We start from the raw sequence: 269 nt of genomic DNA, 5'->3' as shown, positions 1-269 counted from the left end.
CGTTGCTGGCGGCACCGGCCATGCCCTCGGTCAACGACAGCACTTCCTCGTTGCGGTCCAGCATCAGCAAGGTGGTGCTGAACTCGGCCATGCGCGCGTCCAGTGCGCGGTCGAGCAGGCCGGAAACACGCAGTTCATCGGCGCCGGTGTTCTTGTCCAGCATCAGCAGCGCCTGCTGCCAGCCAGCCTGCTCCTGCCGCTTCCAGCCGCGCGCTTCCAGTTGCGCCTGCAGCGGTGCCAGCGGACCGGCCACCTGTACGTCCAGCGGC

Annotated in this window: 1 protein-coding gene; it reads right to left on the bottom strand. The window is 68.4% G+C overall.

Features of this window, described 5'->3' with window-relative positions; translation table 11 throughout:
• The coding region (locus tag ABGA94_RS21865) for a hypothetical protein (RefSeq protein ID WP_375368087.1) at positions 1-269 on the bottom strand (269 nt) is incomplete at both ends.

It is taken from the genome of Stenotrophomonas sp. 3diitr2024, from assembly GCF_042136455.1.
Lineage (GTDB): Bacteria > Pseudomonadota > Gammaproteobacteria > Xanthomonadales > Xanthomonadaceae > Stenotrophomonas > Stenotrophomonas sepilia.
Note: the sequence above shows the minus strand (reverse complement) of the source record. Positions and strands in the feature narration are given on the sequence as shown.